Raw genomic sequence first — 17,937 nt, 5'->3', positions numbered from 1 at the left:
ATTTTTCAGAATCGCGCTAGAATCGGGTCGACCTCGATACAGGACGACCCCGTGACCTCCAGCATTTTCTGGCACGACTATGAAACCACCGGCATCAACCCGCGCTGCGATCGGCCGCTGCAGGTGGCAGGCCTGCGCACCGACTTCGACCTTAACGAAATCGACGAGCCAATCAGCCTTTATTGCCGACCGTCGGACGACATCCTGCCGCACCCGGCGGCCTGTCTGGTGACAGGCATCACGCCGCAGCTGCTGGCGGAGCAGGGCCTGTGCGAAGCCGAGTTCATGACTCGCGTGCATGCCCAGCTGGCGCAACCGGGCACCTGTGGTGCCGGCTACAACACCCTGCGCTTTGACGATGAAGTGACCCGCTACAGCCTTTACCGCAACTTTTTCGACCCCTATGCCCGTGAGTGGCAGGGCGGCAATAGCCGCTGGGACCTGATCGACATTGTGCGCACCGCCTATGCCCTGCGCCCGGAGGGCATTGAATGGCCGCAGCAGGACGGGCGCACCAGCCTGCGTCTGGAGCTGTTGAGCAAGGCCAACGGCATTGACCACGGTCATGCCCACGAAGCGCTTTCCGACGTGCGGGCAACCATTGCTTTGGCTCGCCTGATTCGGCAAAAACAACCGAAGTTGTATGACTGGCTGTTTCAGCTGCGCAGCAAGCATAAAGTGATGGAGCAGATCCGTTTGTTGCAGCCACTGGTGCATATATCCGGGCGTTTTTCGGCGGCGCGCAACTACCTGGGGGTCGTATTGCCACTGGCCTGGCACCCGCGTAATCGCAATGCATTGATTGTCTGCGACCTGCATCAGGAAACCCTACCGTTACTGCGGGAAAGTGCTGAAGTTTTGCGTCAGCGCTTGTACACGCGGCATGATGAATTGGCCGAAGGTGAATTTCCGGTACCGCTCAAATTGGTGCAGATCAATCGTTGCCCGGTAGTGGCGCCGCTGTCGGTATTACGCCCGGTCGATCAACAACGATTGGGCCTGGACTTGACGTTGTTACAATCGCGCGGCGAACAATTGGCGAATCAGCAGGCGCAATGGCAAGAAAAGCTGGAGCACATCTATGGCAAGGACGAGTTCGCCCCCAGTGAAGACCCGGAACAGCAGTTGTATGAGGGTTTTATAGGTGACCGCGACCGGCGTTTATGCGAGCAAGTTCGTGCGCTGGGACCGGTGCAGTTGAGCCATGGCCGCTGGATGTTCGATGATCCGCGTTTGCCGGAGCTGTTGTTCCGCTATCGGGCACGTAACTTCCCTGAGACCTTGACCCGCGAGGAGCGGCAACGTTGGCATGGCTTCTGCCAGCAACGCCTGAGCGACCCGCAGTGGGGCGCGCCGAATACCTTGGGCGACTTCGAACAGGCACGCCAGCAAGCCTGGGAGGGCGCCGACGAGGCGGGCAGGCGAGTGTTGGAGGCCTGGCAACTGCATGCTCGACAATTGCAGGAGCACTATTCAATCGGCTGATGATTGGTAAACAAAAACGCCGGCAGTGTGCCGGCGTTTTTGTTGTGTGAAGCAAGAGGGCGTAGGCGGATAATCAGTCCAGCAGGGTTGCCCAGCTTTCAACCACATCGCCGCCCCAAGTGGCTTTCCACTCTTTCAGGGTCTTGTGGTTGCCGCCTTTGGTTTCGATCACTTCACCGTTGTGCGGGTTCTTGTATTGCTTGACCTTGCGTGCGCGCTTGGTGGCGGTAGTCTTGACCGAACCACGAGGTGCCTTGCTCAGTTTCGACTCTGGATCAAGCAGGGCAATCACGTCGCGCAGCGACTTGGAGTACTCGCCCATCAGTGTGCGCAGTTTGCCTTCGAACTCCAGTTCTTTCTTCAGCTTGTCATCCTGCGACAGATTGGCCAAGCGGGCCTGAAGTTCCTTGATGGCTTCTTCGGTAGCGCGGTACTCGTTGATCAGGGACATGGAGTGTTCCTTAATGCGTGTTCAGAAATGTGTGGGGCAATAATAGACAGCCCATACTCGCAAGTAAACATAAGATTGGGCAATTAACTGTTAATTAAGCTGTGACAGGATTTCTCTACGTGAACAAAATTTTACATATGCCTCGTGCGTTTCCTGTTGTCTGTCTGGCAGCGCCCGTGTGGCGTTTTCGGGGGCTGCATATGCAATCGCGGCGGCGATCAATACTGCGTTTTTTCTGGCGGGCCGCTAGAATAGGCGCCTTTGCGAAGTTCTGGAGTCTCATTCATGCGCACCTATCGTCTGGTGATCGCCTGCCCCGACCGTGTAGGCATCGTGGCGAAAGTCAGTAATTTCCTGGCCCTGTACAACGGCTGGATCAACGAAGCCAGCCACCACTCCGATGAGCAGAGCGGTTGGTTCTTCATGCGTCATGAAATCCGCGCTGAATCGCTGCCGTTCGGTATCGAAGCCTTCCGTGAGGCGTTTGCGCCGATCGCCGAAGAGTTCTCCATGACCTGGCGCATTACCGACTCGGCTCAGAAAAAACGCGTGGTATTGATGGCCAGCCGCGAGTCGCACTGCCTGGCAGACTTGCTGCACCGCTGGCACACCGATGAACTGGACTGCGAGATCCCTTGCGTGATTTCCAACCACAACGACCTGCGCAGCATGGTCGAGTGGCACGGTATTCCGTTCTTCCATGTACCGGTCGACCCCAAGGACAAGGCCCCGGCCTTTGCCGAAGTGTCGCGCCTGGTGCAGGAGCATGCCGCCGACGTCGTGGTGCTGGCCCGCTACATGCAAATCCTGCCGCCACAACTGTGCCGGGACTATGCCGAGAAAGTGATCAACATCCATCACAGCTTCCTGCCGTCGTTCGTCGGCGCCAAGCCTTACCACCAGGCCGCCCTGCGTGGGGTGAAGCTGATCGGCGCAACGTGCCACTACGTCACCGAAGAGCTGGATGCCGGCCCGATCATTGAGCAGGATGTGGTGCGTGTCAGCCATGCCGACAGCATCGAGGACATGGTTCGCTTTGGCCGTGATGTGGAGAAGATGGTGCTGGCCCGTGGCCTGCGTTATCACCTTGAGGACCGCGTGCTGGTGCATGGCAACAAGACTGTGGTGTTCGACTGACACCACCCGGCTTGCGGTGAGATTCCGGGCTGCTGCGCAGCCCTGTCGCGACAGGGGTGCAGGGCGCCCGGCAACCTTGGGTGAAATGGCAATGACCAAGCAACGCAACAACCCCGTCGCCTCACCTCCACCAATCCTTGGCGAAGGCTGCCTGGCCCGCTACGACCCTGAAGCTCTGGATGACATGGATGGCACCGACTTCCCCGGCGCCGCCGAACTCTGGCAACAGCTCAACCCGCCTGACGGCGCCAGCGCTCCAGCAGTGGACGCGCCAGCAGGTACACAAACACCGGCCCCCCAGCCAGCAGATAAAAGTAGTAGGTAACCGCCCGCCATATCAGGATTGCCGCAGCAGCGGTCGAACTGCCCACCAAGGGGGTCAAGAGGCTGGCCGACGTCAGCTCGGCGGCACCGGCTCCGCCAGGCAGGAGGCTGAATTGGCCGGCGCTGAGCGACAGCATCTGCACCAGAAAGCTGGGAATCCACTGCAGGTCTTCCCCCAAGCCCCGCAGCACCAGGTACAGCACGCTGTAGCGCAGCCCCCAGTGGATGCAGGTCAGGGTGAACACCAGGCTCAGCCTGCGCTTGGGCAGGCGCCAGGTCTGCGCCAGTGCTGCGACGAAGTGCAGCAGTTTGCGCGCCCAGCGACGTTTGCGCGGCTGGCCCACCCCCATGCGCTGCAACAGCCTGCCGTTCATGCGCATTATCGGGCGCCGGTAGCGCAACAGCCCGACCACCCCGGCCAACGCTGTGCACAGCAGTAACGCACTGCCAAGCAACATGCTTTCCTGGCTGCGGCCCAGGCTGTGGAACAGCGCATAGCCGGCAATCGCCAGCATTGCGCAGAAGAAGAACACCAGGTCGTTCAACTGGTCCATGGCAAAAACGGCGCCGCTGCGCGCCGGGCGAATGCGGTCTCGCGCCAGCAGGGCCATCAGCGTCAGCGGCCCACCACTGCCGCCCGGGGTGGTGCAGATGGCAAACTCGGTGGCCATGACCACGCCCAGGCTGCGCGCATGGCTCAACTGTTTTGCCTGCTCACCCAGCAACAGGCGCAGGCGCAGCGCATTGATTACCCAGCACAACAGAATCATGCCGAGCAGCATGAGCAGCAGGTGCGGGTCGAACCGGCTCAGCCTCGGCAGCAGCTCGCTACCACCCAGCAACGCTGGCACCAGCGCTGCGCCCAGCAATGCCAGCGCCAGCCAGGCCCAACGCTTCATGCTGCCCCCTGGCGCTCCAGCCAGGCAGATTTTGTCAGCGGTTCGCGGCCATCCTTCAACAGTGTCTCCAGCGTTCGTAACCAATAGTCACGGGATGAGCGATGACGCATGTCTACAGGGTGCAGCCCCAGGCGCAACGTGCTCGCGCCCCGCCAGCGCTGGCATTGCCAGTCGCACAGTGTGCGGGACAATGCGCGACGCCATGCGCTCCGGGCGCTCCAGACCAGGCCTGGCGCATCAATGGCCGTAAAGTCTGGCAACCGGTACAGATGCTGCGGTGTACTGGTGTACTTGAGTGGCAGGCGGCACAGCGCTTGCCGCGTGCCCTGACTCATGAGCCAGGCCGGTGCGACAAACCCTGCCACAGGCCAACCTTGGCCTTCGAACAGCGCCAGGCCCTCCTGTAGCCGGGTAAGCGCTTCGTTCTCATCAAGGCTGTAGAACTCACCTTCATGCGTATAGATGCGCCGCATGAAGTAGTCGATAGGGCTGCGCGGTGCTGGTCCTTCGTCAGCGTGGGCATAGCCGTGAAGCGCCAGCTCGTCACCTTTGCCAAGGCGTTCGTCCAGGAGACGACAGAACGAAGGTGCCTGGTGCAGCGGATTACGACGATGGAAGTCCGGGACTACCAGCCATGTCATTGGCACATGGCCCAGCGCGTCCACGGCCGCTACGAACGGTTCATAGTCCGGCCAGGTTTCCGGGGCAACATCATGCAACACCAGCATGAGGCTGCGCTGGCTGGCGGTGGGCTCAAGCATGGGCGCGTACCTGCGGCTGGTGGCCGAGCACGGCCTGATAGTGCTGTAGCAGGCCGGCTACCACGTTATCCCATGAATAATGCTGCTCGACATGGTGACGGGCCTGCACACCGAGCTCGCGGGTACCCGCCTCGAACACCTCGCGCACGGCGCACGCCATGGCCCGACCATCGTTGGGCGTACACAGGCGGCCACACTGTTCGTTGATGATTTCAGGGAACGCACCGGCACGCACAGCCACCACGGGGGTGGCGCTGGCCATCGCTTCGAGAATGACCAGGCCGAAGGTTTCCTGGTCGCCTGCATGCACCAACACGTCGGCGCTGGCGATCAGCCGGGCCACCTCTGCCGCCGGGCAGAAGTGATCGATGACGCTGACGTTGTGCGGCACGCTGGCCGGCATGTTCGAGCCCACCAGTAACAGGTGGTACGGGGCGCCGAGTTGCTGCATGCAGTCAAGCAGCACCGGCAGGTTCTTTTCCCGCGAGCCGCGGCCGGCAAAGATCAACAGGCGGCTGGTGTCGGCAATGCCCAGTTCGGCACGTACATGTGGGTCGCGCCGGGAGGGGTGGAAAGTGGCAAGGTCAACGCCCAGCGGCTGCACATGGACATCGCGCACGCCCAAGCGGCGTAATTTGTCAGCCATCACCTGGCTGGGGGCCAGTACCCGATCAAAATTGCCGTACAGCTTGCTGACGTAGGCCTCGACATTGGGTGCGAACCAGTTGCCCATGCGGTTGCTGACCAGTAACGGCAGGTCGGAATGGTAGAAACCGATCACTGGCACGTCGAGCTGGCGCCGCGCTTCCAGCGCCGCCCAGGCGGTCAGATAGGGGTCGCCAACTTCAATCAGGTCGGGTTTGAGCGTGCGCAGTGTATTGCACCAGGGGGCCAGGCGCACCGGAAAGCGGTAGCCCTTGCCAAATGGCAATGGCGGCGCAGGTACCTGATAGATGCCATCGCCGTGCTGGGCACTGGCACCGGGAATCAACAGGCTGTGACGTACGCCGTGAATGGCGTCGAGACGGTGATGTTTGGCATCAAGATAGGTACGTACGCCACCGCTGGCCGGGGCGTAGAACATGGTGATGTCGGCGATGTGCACGATCAGCATCCCTCCGGGATCGTCTTCGGGTCTGTCATCCGGCGTTGAACTGCCGGCGATGAAATGCCTAAAGGTGGACCTATCAGAAGGATAGTTTGTTCGATCGGTTTGAGAGGAGGGGAGTGCGCAGTGCCTGGCGCAGCACAGAGGCTGCGCCAGGCGAAGGTATAGGCATTATCAGATACGGAAGCTGCCCACCAGGTGCTTCAGGCGGCCAGCCTGCTGCTCCAGGTCGGAGCACGCGCGCAGGGTCGCCTGCAGGTTCTCCACGCCCTCCTGGTTAAGCATGTTGATCTCGTTGATGTCCATGTTGATCGCCTCGACCACGGCGGTCTGCTCTTCGGTGGCAGTGGCCACCGACTGGTTCATGCCGTCGATCTCGCCAATGCGCACGGTAACGCTGTCCAGTCGCTCACCCGCCTGGTTGGCGATCTGCATGCTGTCCTGGCTGTGGCGCTGGCTCTGCTCCATGGTGTCGACCGACGCGCGGGCACCGACCTGCAGCTCTTCGATCATGGTCTGCACTTGCTGCGCCGACTCCTGGGTGCGGTGCGCCAGATTGCGCACTTCATCGGCGACCACGGCAAAGCCACGCCCGGCCTCACCAGCGCGGGCTGCTTCGATGGCGGCGTTCAGCGCCAGCAGGTTGGTCTGTTGGGAAATGCTGGTGATCACTTCCAGGATCTGGCCGATATTCACAGTCTTGCTATTCAGTGTTTCGATGTGTGCGCTGGAGGTGACGATCAGGTCGGACAGGCGGTTCATCGCGGCAATGTTGCGCTCGACCACTTGCTGGCCTTCTTCGGCCAGCAGGCGCGCGGAGCTAGCGTGCTGCGAAGCCTGGGCGGCGTTGCCGGCGATTTCCTGAGCCGCAGCGCCCAATTCGTTGATGGCGGCTGCGACACTGTTGGTGCGGTTGGACTGCTCGTCGGAGTTGGTCATCGACGAGTTCGAAGCGCTGATCACCCGCAGGGCTACTTCGTTGACCTGCTCGGTGGCCGAGGACACTTCGCGGATGCTGCTGTGAATGCGTTCGACGAAGCGGTTGAAGGCGTTGCCGAGGACGCCGAATTCGTCGTGGTTGTGGATGTGCAGGCGCTTGGTCAGGTCGCCCTCACCTTGGGCGATGTCTTCCATGGCGCGGGTCATGGTGTGCAGCGGTTGCATCAACACGCGGATCAGCAGGCCGAGCAAGCCGATGATGATCACCACTGCCACTACCGTGGCGATCACCGCAGAGGTGCGGAAGGTGCTGAGCATCGAGAAGGCCTTGTCCTTGTCCACCGAGAGGCCGATGTACCAGTTTGCCGATGGCAGGCCGGTAATGGGGCTGAAGGTCAGCAGGCGGGTCTGGCCATCGCTTTGCACTTCGGTCAGCTCACCGGTCAGTTTCGGCGTGCGCTGCGGGAACAGGTCCGACATCGACTTCATGACCAGATCTTTATCCGGGTGCACCAGAATCTTGCCCTGGTCGTTGACCAGGAAAGCGTATCCCATGCCGCCGAAGTTCAGCGAGTTGATGATCTGCACCAGGCCGTCCAGGGCCAGGTCGCCGCCGACCACGCCAACGCTGCTGGAGACCTTGCTGAGGATGCCGATGACCATCTTGTTGGTGGTCATATCGATGTAGGGTTCGGTCAGCGTCGCGCCGCTGGCGTTCATGCCGTCCTTGTACCAAGGGCGGGTGCGCGGGTCGTAGCCGTCGGGCATCTTCGCGTCCGGGCGTACGCTGAAACCGCCGTCGACTTTGCCCAGGTAGACCGTAAGGAAGCTGGATATCAGCGCATTCTGACCCATCAGGGTTTCGGCGTTGGCTGGGTTCTGGGCAATGTTCTGCGCCAGGTTCTCCACCAGTTTTATCCGGCCTTCGAACAGGTTGCGAATGTTGGTCGACGTGGAGGTGCCCATTTCAGCCAGATAGTTTTCCAGGTCCTCGCGGATCGCATTACGCTGGAGGTAATCGTTGTAGAGGGTGAAAAGGCTGAAGGCGAGTATCACGATCAGTGATGCTGCCAAAAGAATCTTGTGGCTGAAACGAAGGCTTTTGTTCATGGCGTAATCGGTTCCGCTAAGGTTTTATATCAGGCGTTCGCACGAGTGGAGCCGTAGGCTGTGCAACATCCCGAAAAGTCCCTTTTCGGCTGTTCCTCTCTAACTAAGGCGAATAACACCCACAGGTATCGGCCGAATTAAGCTAAAGCTTGAGCAGAGGATTAAAGAGATGTCGGAATTTTCGACCATCGTTGTAGGCGCGGGCCCGGATGGCCAGCCAATCGGGCAAGCCATGCGCCTGGCCAACCGCCATGGTCTGGTGGCCGGCGCAACCGGTACTGGCAAGACCGTCACCCTGCAGCACTTGGCGGAGGTGTTCAGCGACGCAGGGGTGGCGGTGTTCGCCGCCGATGTCAAAGGCGACCTCTGTGGCTTGGGGGCTGCCGGTGCGCCACAAGGCAAGGTGGCTGAGCGCATCGCCGGCATGCCATGGCTGGGGCATGCGCCCAGGGCCTACCCGGTGAGTTTGTGGGATATCGCCGGGCTGTCGGGCCACCCGCTGCGCACCACCCTCAGTGAAATGGGGCCGCTTCTGTTGGGCAACTTGCTGGAACTGACCGACAGCCAGCAGGCGGCGCTGTATGCAGCATTCAAGGTGGCCGACCGCGAAGGCCTGCTGCTGCTGGACCTCAAAGACCTCAAGGCCCTGCTGGCGCATCTGAAGGACAACCCGCAGCTACTCGGCGAAGACAGCGCGCTGATGACCACGGCCTCCACCCAGGCGTTGTTGCGCCGGCTCGCTACCTTGGAGCAGCAGGGCGCCGAGGCACTGTTCGGCGAGCCGGCATTGCAACTGGAGGACCTGCTGCGCCCTGATCCGGATGGCCGTGGACGTATCCACCTGCTCGATGCCAGCCGATTGGTGCACGAGGCGCCCAAGGTGTACGCGACGTTCCTGTTGTGGTTGCTGGCCGAGCTGTTCGAGCAGTTGCCGGAGCGCGGTGATGCCGACAAGCCGGTGCTGGCGCTGTTCTTCGATGAAGCACACTTGCTGTTCAACGGCACGCCCAAGGCGCTGCAGGACCGCCTTGAGCAAGTGGTCCGGCTGATCCGCTCCAAGGGGGTGGGGGTCTATTTCGTTACCCAGTCGCCGGGTGACTTGCCCGACGCGGTGCTGGCCCAGTTGGGCTTGCGCATTCAGCACGGCTTGCGGGCGTTCACTGCCAAGGAGCAGAAGTCGCTGCGGGCGGTAGCCGATGGTTTTCGCTCCAACCCGACGTTCGACACCCTGGCAGTGCTTACCGAACTGGGTATTGGCGAAGCGCTGGTGGGTACGTTGGAAGAAAAGGGCACCCCGGCCCTCGTGCAGAGAGTGCTGGTTGCACCGCCGCAGTCGCGTATCGGGCCACTGAGTGCGGCTGAGCGCAGTGCGCTGATTGCGGATTCGCCATTGGCGGGGCGCTATGACAAACCGGTGGACCGTGAGTCAGCGTATGAAATGCTGAGCCAGCGTAAGGGCGAGCCGGTGGAACCGGCGCCGCAACCGAAGGCGGATGAAGAGAGTTTTGCCGACAAGGCGGGTGAGTTCTTGCAGAGTGCAGCGGGGCAGGCGATCAAGTCAGCAGTCCGCCAGGCCGCTAACCAGTTGGGGCGGCAGTTGGTACGCGGGTTGATGGGGTCGTTGTTAGGGGGCAAGAAAAGGTAGTCTTCCTGCGCCGCGCCCATTCCCCCTGGTAGCACAAGGCTGCTCCGGCAAAGAACAAGGGACACAGGAATAACAGCCATGAAAAAGGCGCCCGAGGGCGCCTTCATTCATTGCGGTGTCACTCAGCCAATGGCTTTGGACGCCAGCCAGAACAGGCCGGCCGCCAGGCCCATCGAGGCAGGCAGGGTCAGGACCCATGCCAGCAGGATGGTCTTCACGGTGCCGCCTTGCAGGCCACTTTTGTTGGCGACCATGGTGCCGGCTACGCCGGACGACAGCACGTGGGTGGTCGACACCGGCAGGGCGAATACGTTGGCCATACCGATGGCGCAGGCTGCGGTGATCTGCGCCGACATGCCCTGGGCATAGGTCATGCCTTGTTTGCCGATCTTCTCGCCCACCGTCAACACCACACGCTTCCAGCCAACCATGGTGCCCAGGCCAAGGGCCAGGGCGACGGCCACGATCACCCAGAACGGGGCGTATTCGGTAGTGGCGGTGAGGTCTTTGCGCAGTTTTTCAAGGTCTGACTTTTCACGGGCGTCCAGGCCTGGCAGCTTGCCAACCTTCTTCGCCGTGTCATCCAGGCACAACAGGTAGCGGCGCACTTCGACGCGCTTCTCGGTATCCAGGCTGTGGTAGTCCGTCACGCCTTGCAGCGAGGACTGCAGCGCAGCAATGGTCGGTTCGGTCTGCTGTGGGTTGCAACTGAACTGCTCCGGCAGGTCGCTGGCCTTGGACTTGCCCAGTGCCAGGAACTCGCCTAGGGTGGCCGCGTTACGCTGGTAGAACTGGCTCATGTGCAGGGTAGCGTCGCGAGTACGTTCGATCTGATAGGTGGTGCTGTTCAGGTCGAGAACGAATTTGGCCGGGACGATACCGATCAGCACCAGCATGATCAGGCCGATGCCTTTCTGGCCGTCGTTGGAGCCGTGTACGAAGCTCACGCCCATGGCGGAAACCACCAGGACCAGACGGTTCCAGAAGGGCGGGTGCTTCTTGTCGTCGAGCTTGCGGCGCTGTTCCGGGGTTTTGTGCATCTTCGACAGCGGGCGCCACCATTTCAGGCCGATCAGCACCAGGGCAGCAACGGCGAAGCCGGCCATTGGCGAGACCACCAGCGACATGGCGATATCGATCGCTTTCTGCCAGTTGACGCCGTCGCCGAGCGGAATGTCGTTGATCAGGGCGTTGGCCAGGCCGACACCGAGAATGGAGCCGATCAGCGTGTGCGAACTGGAGGCGGGGATGCCAAAGTACCAAGTGCCCAGGTTCCAGGTGATGGCCGCAGCCAGCAACGAGAAGACCATGGCCAGGCCGTGTCCCGTGTTCACATTGATCAGCAGCTCTACCGGCAACAGGTGCACGATGGCATAGGCCACCCCTACACCGCCCAGCAGAACGCCAAGGAAGTTGAACACGCCGGAAAAGAACACGGCGAGGTGCGGCGGCATGGCTTTGGTATAGATGACGGTAGCTACCGCGTTGGCGGTGTCATGAAAGCCATTGATGAACTCGAAGGCGAGTACGAAGGTCAAGGCGAGCAGCAGGCTCACCAACACCCAGGCATCCAGTCCGCTGAATAAATCGATCATGAAGGTTGTCTGGCGGGTCATAGGGGGGCCGGATTATGCCAGAAAACCTTGGCAATCGATGCACCTGCAACAGACAGATGACAGCCTTCATGCTGCAACCTTGTCGTGCGAACGGGGGCGCTCAAGGAGGTAAATGGCAGTAAAAAATCAGAAAAGAGGGTGAAATACGGTCGAAATGTTGAGAAACCGCCATTGCTCCAAAATTCAAACGACCGTATGAAATTTGTGTGATTCCATTTCATCATCGGCCAGGCAGTAAAGATTGACCTCGCCCGGGTTCACCGGGCGACGACGCGCAGAAGGCCCCCGAGGGTCAGGGATTGTCGCTGCGCAGTTCTTTTTCTATACGTTCCAGTTCCTGGCTGAAGGCCTGGTCGCGAATGCTGGCACGCTTGCGCCAGGGTTTGCGTTCCGGATCCGGTTGTGCGGCGTATGTGGTGACTTCGCCACCGTAAACATCCTTGTAACGTTCAGCCTGGCGCTCGAGTTCCGCGCGCAGTTCATCTTTCGTCACGTGCAGTACCTGAAATAAGTGTAATGACGGTTGTTGAGCATTGTGCAACATGCACAGTGCCTTGCTGGCCGCAACGGCTTGATAAAGCGGGAAGGTTTCATGACCACGGTAAGCGGAGGGCCTGCGCAGACGATTATAGCAACCGATAATTCGCCGATCATCGTTAATTTACTCTGGCCTAACAGCATCTGGCGTAAATAGCAGGATGTGCCCGCGAACAGTTTGGGCCTTTCGTACAAGTTGGAAAGGAATGACGGACAGAAGTTCGTTGCAATGTCAGGGCGGGCCGGAACGAAAAACGGCCTCGCCGAAAGGCGAGGCCGTTGCCTGGGACTTCTACGGTGGGTACCTGACCAGTCTCTCCAAAGAAGCCACAAGTGGCAGGGGAAAGGTATAAGCAAAAGTGTCGGCGGTCAATTGCGATTATCGGCCGTTTGTTCGATAATCGCACGAACCGGCGTTTTTTTTGAGGTGTGCGATGAGTGACGAAACCCTGGGCAACGACTCCGGCAATGCAGAGGTAGCGCGACCTGCTTCGGCTGCCATGGCGCCGCCGATCGTGGCTTCCCCGGCCAAGCGCATCCAGGCCTTTACCGGTGACCCGGACTTCATGACCTCACTGGCACGTGGCCTGGCCGTGATCCAGGCATTCCAGGAGCGCAAGCGTCACCTGACCATCGCCCAGATCAGCCACCGTACCGAAATCCCTCGCGCAGCGGTGCGCCGTTGCCTGCACACATTGATCAAGCTGGGTTACGCCACTACCGACGGGCGTACCTATTCGCTACTGCCCAAAGTGCTGACCCTGGGGCATGCTTATCTGTCGTCGACGCCGCTGGCAATTTCTGCCCAGCCATACCTGGATCGCATTAGCGACCAGCTGCATGAGGCGGCCAACATGGCCACCCTCGAAGGCGACGACATTCTGTATATAGCCCGTTCAGCCACGGTCGAGCGGCTGATTTCGGTCGACCTTTCGGTGGGCGGACGCCTGCCGGCCTATTGCACGTCGATGGGGCGCATTCTGCTGGCGGCCATGGACGACACCAGCCTGCGTGAGTACCTGGAGCGTGCCGATCTCAAGGCGCGCACCAGCCGCACCCTGAATGACCCCGAATCGTTGTTCGCCTGCATCCAGCAGGTGCGCGCCCAGGGCTGGTGTGTGGTTGACCAGGAACTGGAACAGGGGCTGCGATCGATAGCGGTGCCGGTGTATGACGCTTCGGGGCAGGTGTTGGCTGCGTTGAACGTAAGTACCCATGTTGGTCGAGTGACCCGCAGTGAACTGGAGCAGCGGTTCTTGCCGATTTTGCTGGCAGCCAGCCGGGACCTTTGCCATCAGTTGTTTGGTTGAGACCGCAGGGAGCGTGTTGCGGCCCCGGATCCGAACAGGCAATACCGTTTCCTGTGCGATAAACGCACAGTGTCGTGCCGGGTGAATTGCTTCACACCGGCCCGCTGATTAATGTCTCTCGCAACGGTCGGCTAGCCGACCGAACAAAAAAAACATAAGAGGCACTTACGCATGAATACTGTCACCTCGCTGCTGCGGCCGCACCCGCATGCAGTACCGTTGTATCCAGGCTGACCCAGGCCATATACCTCAATCATCGCCCTTGTACCGGTAACCCGCGTGCAATGGCCTGACTGTGCCCCACATTCTGGATAACAACAATGAACCAAGCGCAAACCAACGTCGGCAAAAGCCTCGACGTTCAGTCGTTCATCAATCAGCAGCCACTGTCCCGCTATCAGTGGCGGGTCGTGCTGCTGTGCTTCCTGATCGTCTTCCTCGATGGCCTGGACACCGCTGCCATGGGGTTCATCGCCCCGGCACTGTCGCAAGAGTGGGGGATCGACCGCGCCAGCCTTGGGCCGGTCATGAGTGCCGCGTTGATCGGCATGGTATTCGGCGCCCTGGGTTCCGGGCCGCTGGCTGACCGTTTCGGCCGCAAAGGCGTGCTGGTGGGGGCAGTGCTGGTGTTCGGTGGCTTCAGCCTGGCCTCGGCCTATGCCACCAACGTCGACCAGTTGCTGGTACTGCGCTTCCTGACGGGCCTGGGCCTGGGGGCAGGCATGCCCAACGCCACCACGCTGTTGTCCGAATACACCCCGGAGCGCCTCAAGTCACTGCTGGTGACCAGCATGTTCTGTGGCTTCAACCTGGGCATGGCGGGTGGTGGCTTCATTTCCGCCAAGATGATCCCGGCCTACGGCTGGCACAGCCTGCTGGTCATCGGTGGCGTGCTGCCGTTGCTGCTGGCGCTGGTACTGATGGTCTGGCTGCCGGAGTCGGCGCGGTTCCTGGTGGTGCGCAACCGCGGCACCGACAAGGTGCGTAAGACCTTGTCGCCAATCGCCCCGCAAGTGGTGGCCGAGGCAGGCAGTTTCAGCGTGCCTGAGCAAAAGGCGGTGGCTGCGCGCAATGTGTTTGCGGTGATCTTCTCTGGCTCCTACGGCTTGGGCACCGTGTTGCTGTGGCTGACCTATTTCATGGGCCTGGTGATCGTCTACCTTCTGACCAGCTGGCTGCCAACCCTGATGCGTGACAGCGGCGCGAGCATGGAGCAGGCGGCGTTCATCGGCGCGCTGTTCCAGTTTGGCGGAGTGCTAAGTGCAGTCGGCGTGGGTTGGGCCATGGACCGTTTCAATCCGCACAAGGTGATCGGCATTTTCTATCTGCTGGCCGGGGTATTTGCCTACGCCGTGGGGCAGAGCCTGGGCAACATTACCGTGCTAGCCACGCTGGTGCTCGTCGCCGGTATGTGTGTGAACGGTGCGCAGTCGGCAATGCCATCGCTGGCGGCGCGCTTCTATCCCACTCAGGGCCGGGCCACAGGTGTATCGTGGATGCTGGGTATTGGCCGCTTTGGTGCGATTCTCGGCGCCTGGAGTGGCGCAACGTTGCTGGGCCTGGGCTGGAGCTTCGAGCAGGTGCTGACGGCGTTGCTGGTACCGGCAGCGCTGGCGACTGTGGGTGTAGTCGTCAAGGGGCTGGTCAGCCACGCCGACGCAACCTAAAGGCAATCAGGGCGCACAGCTGCCCCCCCCGCGTGGATGGATAGCTGTGCAACAAATTGTTCGTTAATCGCACAGATAGTCGATTATCGGATTGTAAGGTACCTGCCCGTCTCCTTAATCTGCGTTTACTGAAGCACCCTGACCAGGAGCCTCCAAATGCCACGCGCAGACCATTTCCGAACCCACCCCAATCGAGCTGTCCGCCATGCGTGACCTCGACGCCCGTACCGCCGCTGACCATTGCCAGCTGGCAGGAGAAGCCTGATGCACGACGTATTCATCTGTGATGCCATCCGAACCCCGATCGGCCGCTTCGGCGGCGCCCTGGCCAGCGTACGGGCCGACGATCTGGCAGCCGTACCGCTGAAGGCGCTGATGGAGCGCAACCCAGGCGTGCAGTGGGACCAGGTAGACGAAGTGTTCTTCGGCTGCGCCAACCAGGCCGGTGAAGACAACCGCAACGTGGCCCGCATGGCACTGCTGCTGGCCGGCCTGCCGGAAAGCATCCCGGGCGTTACCCTGAACCGCCTGTGCGCGTCGGGCATGGATGCCGTGGGCACGGCGTTCCGCGCCATCGCCAGCGGCGAGATGGAACTGGTGATTGCCGGTGGCGTCGAGTCGATGTCGCGCGCCCCGTTCGTCATGGGCAAGGCTGAAAGCGCCTATTCGCGCAACATGAAGCTGGAAGACACCACCATTGGCTGGCGTTTCATCAACCCGCTGATGAAGCGCCAGTACGGTGTGGATTCCATGCCGGAAACCGCCGACAACGTGGCCGACGACTATCAGGTTTCGCGTGCCGACCAGGACGCTTTCGCCCTGCGCAGCCAGCAGAAGGCTGCCGCTGCACAGGCTGCCGGCTTCTTTGCCGAAGAAATTGTGCCGGTGCGTATCGCCCACAAGAAGGGCGAAATCATCGTCGAACGTGACGAACACCTGCGCCCGGAAACCACGCTGGAGGTGCTGACCAAGCTCAAACCGGTCAACGGCCCGGACAAGACGGTCACCGCCGGCAACGCCTCGGGCGTGAACGACGGTGCCGCGGCGATGATCCTGGCCTCGGCCGCAGCGGTGAAGAAACACGGCCTGACCCCGCGTGCCCGCGTTCTGGGTATGGCCAGCGGCGGCGTTGCGCCACGTGTCATGGGCATTGGCCCGGTGCCGGCGGTGCGCAAACTGACCGAGCGGCTGGGTATAGCGGTAAGTGATTTCGACGTGATCGAGCTTAATGAAGCGTTTGCCAGCCAAGGCCTGGCGGTGCTGCGTGAGCTGGGTGTGGCTGACGATGCACCGCAGGTAAACCCTAACGGCGGCGCCATTGCTTTGGGCCACCCGCTGGGCATGAGCGGTGCGCGTCTGGTGCTGACTGCGCTGCACCAGCTGGAGAAGAGTGGTGGGCGTAAAGGCCTGGCGACCATGTGTGTAGGCGTTGGCCAAGGTCTGGCACTGGCCATCGAGCGGGTTTGACCTGTACCGGCCGCTTCGCGGGCAAGCCCGCTCTTACAGCGATCCACGCAATCACCTGTGGGAGCGGGATTGCCCGCGAAGCGGCCTGCCCTGTGAGACACAAGGCCGATTGCCAGCCAGATAGCGGAACGAGTGTGTTACTAGGTATGTCTAGACTTACCTAGGACCCTCCAGGAGTGAAACCCTCATGACCTCAACCTATTACACCGGCGAAGAACGCAGCAAGCGCATCTTCGCTATTGTCGGTGCCTCATCAGGCAACCTGGTGGAATGGTTCGACTTCTACGTCTACGCCTTCTGCGCAATCTACTTCGCCCCGGCCTTCTTCCCCTCCGACGACCCCACCGTGCAGCTGTTGAACACGGCAGGCGTATTCGCCGCAGGCTTCCTGATGCGCCCCATTGGAGGCTGGATCTTCGGCCGCCTCGCCGACCGCCATGGTCGCAAGAACTCCCTCATGATCTCGGTGCTGATGATGTGCTTCGGCTCCCTGATGATCGCCTGCCTGCCCACTTATGCCAGCATTGGCACCTGGGCCCCGGCGCTGCTGTTGCTGGCCCGCCTGATCCAGGGGCTGTCGGTAGGGGGCGAATACGGCACCACGGCCACCTACATGAGTGAAGTGGCGCTGCGTGGGCAGCGCGGCTTCTTTGCTTCGTTCCAGTACGTCACGCTGATCGGCGGCCAATTGCTGGCGGTACTGGTCGTGGTGATTCTGCAACAGCTGCTGACTGAAGATGAACTGCGGGCCTGGGGCTGGCGCATTCCCTTCGTGGTGGGGGCCATCGCCGCCCTGATCTCGCTGATGCTGCGCCGTTCGCTGCACGAGACCAGTAGCGCCGAAGCCCGCAATGACAAGGATGCAGGTTCGATCGGTGGTCTGTTCCGCAATCACGCAGCGGCGTTCATCACGGTACTGGGCTACACCGCGGGTGGCTCGCTGATTTTCTATACCTTCACCACCTATATGCAGAAATACCTGGTCAACACTGCAGGCATGACAGCCAAGAACGCCAGCTACGTGATGACCGGGGCGTTGTTCCTGTTCATGGTGTTGCAGCCGTTCTTCGGCATGCTGTCCGACCGTATCGGTCGGCGCAATTCGATGCTGCTGTTCGGTGGCCTCGGTACTTTATGCACCGTGCCGCTGCTGATGGCACTGAAAACCGTGACCAGCCCGTTCATGGCCTTCGTGCTGATCAGCCTGGCCCTGTGTATCGTCAGTTTCTACACCTCGATCAGCGGTCTGGTGAAGGCCGAGATGTTCCCGCCGCAGGTGCGTGCACTGGGTGTTGGCCTGGCCTATGCGGTGGCCAACGCAGCATTCGGCGGTTCGGCCGAGTATGTGGCCCTGGGCCTGAAAACCCTGGGGATGGAAAACACTTTCTACTGGTACGTGACAGCGATGATGGCGATTGCCTTCCTGTTCAGCCTGCGCCTGCCGAAGCAGGCGGCGTACCTGCACCATGATGACTAAGGAC

14 protein-coding genes and 1 pseudogene are annotated in these 17,937 nt (G+C 61.1%); 8 read left to right on the top strand and 7 right to left on the bottom strand.

Going from position 1 to position 17,937, the window contains the following annotated elements; genetic code table 11:
• Nucleotides 1-51 precede the first annotated feature (51 nt).
• The gene (gene sbcB / locus LVS58_RS05545) at nucleotides 52-1,485 is read left to right on the top strand and encodes an exodeoxyribonuclease I (protein ID WP_233690204.1); all 1,434 of its coding nucleotides are present in this window, start codon (nucleotides 52-54) and stop codon (nucleotides 1,483-1,485) included.
• 73 nt (nucleotides 1,486-1,558) lie between these two features.
• Here sbcB and mvaT read toward each other — a convergent pair whose 3' ends face one another.
• Nucleotides 1,559-1,936, bottom strand: a complete 378-nt coding sequence (mvaT, locus tag LVS58_RS05540) for a histone-like nucleoid-structuring protein MvaT (RefSeq protein ID WP_003251920.1) — start codon at nucleotides 1,934-1,936, stop codon at nucleotides 1,559-1,561.
• Nucleotides 1,937-2,221: 285 nt separating this feature from the next.
• Between mvaT and purU the strand changes: the two genes are divergently transcribed.
• A complete protein-coding gene (purU, locus tag LVS58_RS05535) occupies nucleotides 2,222-3,073 on the top strand; it encodes a formyltetrahydrofolate deformylase (protein WP_003251921.1) in 852 nt (283 codons plus the stop codon).
• A 230-nt stretch (nucleotides 3,074-3,303) separates the two neighbouring features.
• Here purU and LVS58_RS05525 read toward each other — a convergent pair whose 3' ends face one another.
• The 4 genes from LVS58_RS05525 to LVS58_RS05510 all read right to left on the bottom strand — a co-directional run bounded on the left by LVS58_RS05525 (nucleotide 3,304) and on the right by LVS58_RS05510 (nucleotide 8,214).
• A complete protein-coding gene (locus LVS58_RS05525; protein ID WP_233690202.1) occupies nucleotides 3,304-4,296 on the bottom strand; it encodes a lysylphosphatidylglycerol synthase transmembrane domain-containing protein in 993 nt (330 codons plus the stop codon).
• The gene (locus tag LVS58_RS05520) at nucleotides 4,293-5,057 is read right to left on the bottom strand and encodes a DUF2334 domain-containing protein (RefSeq protein WP_233690201.1); all 765 of its coding nucleotides are present in this window, start codon (nucleotides 5,055-5,057) and stop codon (nucleotides 4,293-4,295) included. The genes LVS58_RS05525 and LVS58_RS05520 overlap by 4 nt, the downstream gene beginning before the upstream one ends.
• Nucleotides 5,050-6,171 (bottom strand): glycosyltransferase family 4 protein, encoded by a 1,122-nt coding sequence (locus LVS58_RS05515; RefSeq protein WP_233690200.1) that lies wholly within the window; start codon nucleotides 6,169-6,171, stop codon nucleotides 5,050-5,052. Before LVS58_RS05515 ends, LVS58_RS05520 begins: the two co-directional genes overlap by 8 nt.
• Nucleotides 6,172-6,339: 168 nt before the next feature.
• Nucleotides 6,340-8,214 (bottom strand): methyl-accepting chemotaxis protein, encoded by a 1,875-nt coding sequence (locus LVS58_RS05510; RefSeq protein WP_233690199.1) that lies wholly within the window; start codon nucleotides 8,212-8,214, stop codon nucleotides 6,340-6,342.
• A 169-nt stretch (nucleotides 8,215-8,383) separates the two neighbouring features.
• Between LVS58_RS05510 and LVS58_RS05505 the strand changes: the two genes are divergently transcribed.
• On the top strand, nucleotides 8,384-9,859 hold the full coding sequence (locus tag LVS58_RS05505) for a helicase HerA-like domain-containing protein (protein WP_233690198.1): 1,476 nt from the start codon (nucleotides 8,384-8,386) through the stop codon (nucleotides 9,857-9,859).
• A gap of 122 nt (nucleotides 9,860-9,981) precedes the next feature.
• Here the strand turns inward: LVS58_RS05505 and LVS58_RS05500 are convergent, their stop codons facing one another.
• Both LVS58_RS05500 and LVS58_RS05495 read right to left on the bottom strand, forming a co-directional pair.
• A complete protein-coding gene (locus tag LVS58_RS05500; RefSeq protein WP_233690197.1) occupies nucleotides 9,982-11,454 on the bottom strand; it encodes an inorganic phosphate transporter in 1,473 nt (490 codons plus the stop codon).
• Between the two features lie 313 nt (nucleotides 11,455-11,767).
• Nucleotides 11,768-11,968: a hypothetical protein gene (locus LVS58_RS05495; protein WP_233690284.1), complete on the bottom strand. Its 201-nt coding sequence runs from the start codon at nucleotides 11,966-11,968 to the stop codon at nucleotides 11,768-11,770.
• A 478-nt stretch (nucleotides 11,969-12,446) separates the two neighbouring features.
• Between LVS58_RS05495 and pcaR the strand changes: the two genes are divergently transcribed.
• The 5 genes and pseudogenes from pcaR to LVS58_RS05470 all read left to right on the top strand — a co-directional run bounded on the left by pcaR (nucleotide 12,447) and on the right by LVS58_RS05470 (nucleotide 17,933).
• Nucleotides 12,447-13,322 (top strand): pca regulon transcriptional regulator PcaR, encoded by an 876-nt coding sequence (gene pcaR / locus LVS58_RS05490; protein WP_003251938.1) that lies wholly within the window; start codon nucleotides 12,447-12,449, stop codon nucleotides 13,320-13,322.
• Nucleotides 13,323-13,642: 320 nt separating this feature from the next.
• Nucleotides 13,643-14,989 (top strand): MFS transporter, encoded by a 1,347-nt coding sequence (locus LVS58_RS05485; protein WP_233690196.1) that lies wholly within the window; start codon nucleotides 13,643-13,645, stop codon nucleotides 14,987-14,989.
• Nucleotides 14,990-15,158: 169 nt separating this feature from the next.
• Nucleotides 15,159-15,254, top strand: a pseudogene (locus LVS58_RS05480) (CoA-transferase subunit beta); the annotation flags it as partial.
• Nucleotides 15,251-16,456, top strand: a complete 1,206-nt coding sequence (pcaF, locus tag LVS58_RS05475) for a 3-oxoadipyl-CoA thiolase (protein ID WP_233690283.1) — start codon at nucleotides 15,251-15,253, stop codon at nucleotides 16,454-16,456. The pseudogene LVS58_RS05480 and the gene pcaF, both read left to right, overlap by 4 nt.
• A gap of 187 nt (nucleotides 16,457-16,643) precedes the next feature.
• Nucleotides 16,644-17,933 carry an MFS family transporter gene (locus tag LVS58_RS05470; protein WP_233690195.1) on the top strand — a complete coding sequence of 430 codons (1,290 nt, stop codon included), beginning with the start codon at nucleotides 16,644-16,646 and terminating at the stop codon, nucleotides 17,931-17,933.
• The last annotated feature ends 4 nt before the right edge of the window (nucleotides 17,934-17,937 follow it).

This window comes from Pseudomonas sp. JR33AA (genome assembly GCF_021378985.1).
GTDB lineage: Bacteria > Pseudomonadota > Gammaproteobacteria > Pseudomonadales > Pseudomonadaceae > Aquipseudomonas > Aquipseudomonas alloputida.
Note: the sequence above shows the minus strand (reverse complement) of the source record. Positions and strands in the feature narration are given on the sequence as shown.